Below are 5,623 nucleotides of genomic sequence, written 5' to 3'. Positions count from 1 at the left end.
CTATAGCATTGACAAGCGTATCGAGAGAAACGCCAAGTTGATCCAGCCCAAGCTGTCTCTCGATTTCGGCAATCGCCGATGGAGATTGCCCTTTCAACGCTTCGATGGCGTTCTTGATCGCCGCCCCATAGGAAGACACGGACTCGTAGTCGGTCTGATCGACGCCAAACTCCTTGCCAGCGCGCTCCATCAGCCGGACCTTCATGGCTGTGATGTTGAGGTTGTCGACGCTGAACATGGATGGCGATGCTGCGGGCTCAGCCGGCATCAGCGGTGAAGTCGTGAGCCTGGAGGCGATGCCGATGCTTGCCGCCGCTCTGGGAGTCGACGGCAGGCGTTGCTGCTGCAGGATCACAAGCCTGGTGCTGTCGAGCGGTGAAGACATTGCCGGTCTCGCAGGCGCCGGTCCATCATGGTTCGGACGCCGGGCGGTCGACCCAAGACATCATGTCCCGAGCGGAACAGTTCGCAGGCAGTAACCCAGTTGTCCTAAGAATTCGACAGAGCAACCGTTCATCATTTAACGAAATGGCGAACCGGTCTATCGCCTTGTTTGGCAAAATCCCGGACGGAGCCTATGCAAGATCGCCATCCTGGCAAGGCAGCACCGCCCCCGCCCAGGCGCTTTCCCAACATGGGAACCTGGCGATATCAGCCTGCCCGCATCTCCCGCGCGCCGCCCCTCGCCCTCGCCACGATCGCCTCCAGCGGCTCGGGCCGGTGCAGGAAATAGCCCTGGCCATAGGCGACGCCCATGCCCATAAGGATCTCCAGCGCGTTTTTCTCCTCGACCTTTTCGGCCACCACAGCGGCGCCCATCGATCGGGCGATGCCGGTGATCGCCGAGACGATCTCGCGATCGAACGGGCTGTCGGCGATGTGCTCGACGAACGAACCGTCGATCTTGATCGCATCTATGGGAAAGCGCCTGAGATATTCGAAGGAGCTCATGCCAGCGCCGAAGTCGTCGAGACTGACGCGGCAACGGCGTTCGCGCGCCCGGCGCACGAACTCCGCCGCCGCGTCGAAATTGGTGACGGCGGCCGTCTCGGTGATCTCGAAGCCGACGGCCGACGGTGACGCGCCGCTCTCGGCGATGGCCTCGTCGACGAAATCCCAAAGTTCCGGATCGGAAAGCGTCTGCGCCGACAAATTGAAGTCGAGCGCGATGGCCCCCGCTCGCATCGCATCGCCATGGCGCCTCAGCGCGGTGCGGATGATCCAACGGTCGAGCCGGGCAGCAAGGCCGAAGCGTTCGGCGACCGGCATGAAATCGCCGGGCGGGATCATGTTGCCGGTGCGAGCCTCGAGCCTGGCCAGCACTTCGACATGGCGGCTGTCTTCCCATGGCTGGCCGAGCCGGTGGATTTCCTGACCGAACAGCTTCAGCCGGCCGTCCTCCATCGCATCGACCAGGTCGGCCGCCAGCCGTGCGGCGTTGAGGCCGGCGGCGCCCAACGTGGTCTCCGGCGAGAACACCGCGAAGCGGTTGCGGCCGCCGGCCTTGGCGGCGTAGCAGGCATCGTCGGCGCAGGCGAGCGCATCGGCCACGCTCATGTTGCGGTCGCGCACAAAGGCGATGCCGATGCTGGCGGCAAGCCTGCGCGAAGTGACGGCCGGGCCGAGATCGGCGCCGCGCACGGCGGCAAGCACGGCGCGGGCAAGACGTTCGGCGCAAGCGTCATTGCAGTTCGGCACCAAAAGCGCGAATTCGTCCCCGCCAAGCCGCGCCGCATGCGCCGAAGCGGGCAGGCTGGCGAGGATGCCCGCCGCGACGCTCTTCAGCGCCACGTCGCCGGCGGCATGGCCGGCATAGTCGTTGAGCGCCTTGAAGTAGTCGAGGTCGACATAGAATACGGCGAGTGGCAGCCGCTCGGCCATGGCGATGTTCTCGGCAAGCAGCCGGTCGAAGGCCGCGCGGTTGAGCAGCCCGGTCAACGCGTCGTGGCGCGCGGCGAAGGCAAGCTCCTCGGCGCGCCTCTTCTCCTCGGTGATGTCGCGCACCGTGCCCAAAATCTGGCCGGCTGAGCCCGCAGCGATGAAGCGCACAAGCGACTCGACGTGACGGATTTCACCGTCGCGGCGGACGATGCGATATTGCACGGCCGCGACGCCCTCAGAGCCGACCGGCACATCGTGGGCACGCTCGGCGACTTCCTTGTCCTGCGGATGCAGGAAAGTATGCCAGAAGTCGGCGGCCACCTCGTCGTGGTCAGTGACGACGCCGAATATCTCGCGCGTGCGGGCGTCCCAATAGCTTTTCTGGGTGCCGATATCGAAGTGCCAGATGCCCGTGCCGCTGGCGGCGAGCGCGAGACGGAAGCGGACGTTGATCTGCTCCAGCGCCGCTTCGGCTTCCTTCTGCCGGGTGATGTCGGTCTGCACGCCCATCAGCCTGAGCGGCTTGCCGTCAGCGTCGCGCTCGACGATGCCGCCGCGGTCGAGCACCCAGACCCAGTGGCCGTCCTTGTGGCGCAGGCGCAGCTCCGTCTCGATGGAATCGACGAGGCCCGCAATATGCCGGTCGCCGCTTTCCTGCGCGCGTTGGCGGTCGTCGGGATGGGTCAGCTTCAGCCAGAGATCGGACGTGTTGGCAAGCTCGCCCTCCTCGTAGCCCAGCATCTTCGACCAGGTCGGCGAATAATAGCAATCGCCGGTCGACAGATTCCAGTCCCACAGGCCGAGTTGAGCCCGGTCAAGCGCCAGCGCCCAGAACTTGCCGTTGCGTTTATTGTCGTCCGCCATTCTTTGTTCTTGCCGTCCTGTCCCGGCAATACTGCATGAAAGCAGAGAAGAAAGAGTTACCGGGTGGGGGCAGCTAATCTCCCCCTTGCGGGGGATTGCTAACTGCCCAGCGCCAACCGCCGCCTCGCCACCGCCGCATGGAACCGCGCGCCGTGCAGCAGGCCTTCGTCGTTGAAATCGTAGGCAGGATTGTGCAGCGGCGCGGTGTCGCCATTGCCCATGAAGACGAAGCAGCCAGGGACATGGGCGAGGAAGCGGGCGAAGTCCTCCGACGCGGTCATGGGCTCCGCCGCAACGTGAACAACATTGTTCGCCAGCACCATGCGCGCGGCAGCGAATGCCTCGTCGACAAGCGCCGCGTCGTTGATCAACGGCACGAACTCGCGCGTGTAAGTGATTTCAGCAGCAACGTTATAGGCCTGGGCGATGCCCTCGGCGATGCGGCGCATCTCCTTTTCGATCGCGGCGCTCACCTCGGACCGGAAACTGCGGCAATCGCCCAGGATGCGCGCCAGCCCCGGCAGCGCATTGCGGGTGCCGTCGGTGATGAGCTCGGTCACCGAGACGACACCGACATCGGCCGGACTCAGGCGCCGCGAGACGATGGTCTGCAGGTTGACCACCAGCGCGCAGGCCGCGACCAGCGTCTCCTGGCCGGCATGCGGCCGCGCCGCGTGGCCACCGAGGCCTTTGAGTACGATCTCGAAATTGTCCTCGGCCGACATGACCGGGCCGCTGCGGGTCTCGAAATGGCCGATGGGAAGGCCCGGCATGTTGTGCAGCCCGAAGATCTCCTCGAAGGGAAAGCGCTCGAGCAGGCCGTCGTCCAGCATGGCCAGCGCGCCCCTGCCCCATTCCTCGGCCGGCTGGAAGATGAAGCGCACCGTACCATCGAAGCCGCCTTCGTTGGCGAGCAGTTTGGCCGCGCCGAGCAGCATCGAGGTGTGGCCATCATGGCCACAGGCATGCATGGTGCCGGGTGTCTGCGAGCGCCAGGCTTGCTTGCCCTGCTCGGCGATGCGCAGCGCATCCATGTCGGCGCGGAGCGCGATGGCCCGGTTGCCGCTGCCGCGGGTCAGCGTGCCGACGACGCCGGTGCCGCCGACGCCTTCGGCCACCTCCAGTCCGAACGCGCGGAGTTTTTCCGCCACGAAGGCGGCGGTGCGTCTTTCCTCGAAGCCGAACTCGGGATGAGCGTGGAGATCACGCCGCCACGCCGCCATCTCGCTGTGCAGTGCCTGTTGGTCGAGTTCAGCCATCGGTCGCTCCAAGCCTCTTCTTAACACGGAGAACCGGAATTGCTCTCAAGCACTCTGCAGGAACACCTCTTCCGGCGCCATCCCGACCAGCTCGGCAAAGCGGCCATGGTCAGTCGCGCCCTCGGAGTTGATGACGAGCACGCGCGAGTGCGTATCGAGGCCGAGTGCGGCGCGTATACGCCGGTCGCCGGCGGCGCGGACCAGCCCGGCCAGGCCTGCCCCGCCGCTCTCTCCGGAGACGATCGCGGGATCGCTGCCCAGGGGCCGCGCCAGCCGCTTCATCACCGCGACCGCGTCCTCTTCGTCCACCGTCATGAAGGCATCGCCGACGCGCGCCAGCACGCGCCAGGCGACGAGAGAGGGCTCGGCGCATTCGAGCATCGTCATCACGGTCGGCTCCTGCTTTGCGACCGTCGCCGGACGTCCGGCCTCGGCCGATGCGTAGATGCAAGCCGAGCGCCGCGGCTCGACCACCACGGCCTTCGGCCGCCTGGAGCCAAGCATGACGGCCATATGGCCGGCGACCGCCGCCGCGAAGCCGCCGACGCCGGCCTGCAGGAAGACATGCGTTGGTGGCTCGGCCATGCGCCGCAGCGTCTCGCGCACGATCACGGTATAGCCCTGCATGACGAGCCCAGGGACGCGTTCATAGCCGAGCCAGGACGTGTTGGAGATGATCTTCCAGCCGCGCTCAGCGCCGACGCGCGCGACTTCGCGCACCGCATGGTCATAGCCGCCCTCGACCTCAACGATCTCGGCGCCGAAGCGGGCGATGGCCGCGACGCGCTCGGCACTGACACCGGCATGGACGAAGATCACCGAACGCGCGCCGACGAGGCTGGCGCCCTGCGCCACGGAGCGGCCATGGTTGCCGTCGGTGGCGCAGACGAAGATCATGCCGGACGCGATCTGGCGCACCCGGGCGTCGTTTATCTCGCTGATATCGACATCGCGCCCGAGCCACTTGCCGGCCTCCTCCAGCACCAGCCGCATGACGGCATAGGCGCCGCCCAGCGCCTTGAAGCTGCCAAGGCCCAGACGCTGGCCTTCATCCTTGACATGAAGCGCCGCGATGCCGAGCTCGTCGGCCAACGCCGGCAAGGCGTGCAGCGGTGTCTCGGCATGGTCGTGGCGCGCCTTGAGGTAATGCTCGGCCCGCTCGCCGCCAGCCATGCCGAGTGCCTCTGCATCGGCGGCAACCAACGGCTGGTTGTATTCTGGACGTTGGTTGAGAAGCAGCATGCTAGTCTTCCTGCAAGGCACTGAACTCGTTTGGCGGGCGCGACTCCGGCGCGATTCTGCGCGCTTTAATTGGCTAAGTGATTGAAGTTTGTTTCGATTGGATGTCGCCGAATGTTCGGTTCGGAAGCACCCGATACAGCCAACATGACTATTTTTGGTGGTATTTCGCTGCCGCTGCACCCATCTGCGTTCCTTCCGCGATCAGTCGGCCGCCAGCCGGGCGGCGACGCCGAGCAGGATGTTGGCGCCGGCAACCAGCTCGTCGGGAGCGGTGAATTCGGCGGGGCTGTGGCTGATGCCGCCCCGGCTCGGCACGAAGATCATCGCCGACGGCGCGATGCGCGCGATCATCTGCGCGTCGTGGCCGGCGCCCGAGG

At 66.0% G+C, this 5,623-nt stretch carries 4 protein-coding genes and 1 pseudogene; all 5 read right to left on the bottom strand.

Annotated elements, in window-relative coordinates; translation table 11 throughout:
* Positions 1-385 (bottom strand): annotated as a pseudogene (locus tag EOD07_RS20110) (hypothetical protein); the annotation flags it as partial.
* A gap of 266 nt (positions 386-651) precedes the next feature.
* A complete protein-coding gene (locus tag EOD07_RS20105; RefSeq protein ID WP_127236711.1) occupies positions 652-2,745 on the bottom strand; it encodes an EAL domain-containing protein in 2,094 nt (697 codons plus the stop codon).
* Positions 2,746-2,843: 98 nt separating this feature from the next.
* Positions 2,844-4,004, bottom strand: a complete 1,161-nt coding sequence (locus tag EOD07_RS20100) for a M20 aminoacylase family protein (RefSeq protein ID WP_127236710.1) — start codon at positions 4,002-4,004, stop codon at positions 2,844-2,846.
* A gap of 45 nt (positions 4,005-4,049) precedes the next feature.
* Positions 4,050-5,246, bottom strand: a complete 1,197-nt coding sequence (locus EOD07_RS20095; protein ID WP_127236709.1) for a diaminopropionate ammonia-lyase — start codon at positions 5,244-5,246, stop codon at positions 4,050-4,052.
* Positions 5,247-5,447: 201 nt separating this feature from the next.
* Positions 5,448-5,623, bottom strand: a 176-nt coding sequence (locus EOD07_RS20090) for a M20/M25/M40 family metallo-hydrolase (RefSeq protein WP_127236708.1), incomplete at its 5' end; no start/stop codon positions are given.

This window comes from Mesorhizobium sp. M2C.T.Ca.TU.002.02.1.1, assembly GCF_003997225.1.
This window is presented reverse-complemented; position numbering and strand designations above follow the sequence as displayed.

Coding starts and splice junctions, on each gene's coding strand:
- EOD07_RS20105 (WP_127236711.1), bottom strand. CDS start 2,745: ATGGCGGACGACAATAAACGCAACGGCAAGTTCTGGGCGCTGGCGCTT.
- EOD07_RS20100 (WP_127236710.1), bottom strand. CDS start 4,004: ATGGCTGAACTCGACCAACAGGCACTGCACAGCGAGATGGCGGCGTGG.
- EOD07_RS20095 (WP_127236709.1), bottom strand. CDS start 5,246: ATGCTGCTTCTCAACCAACGTCCAGAATACAACCAGCCGTTGGTTGCC.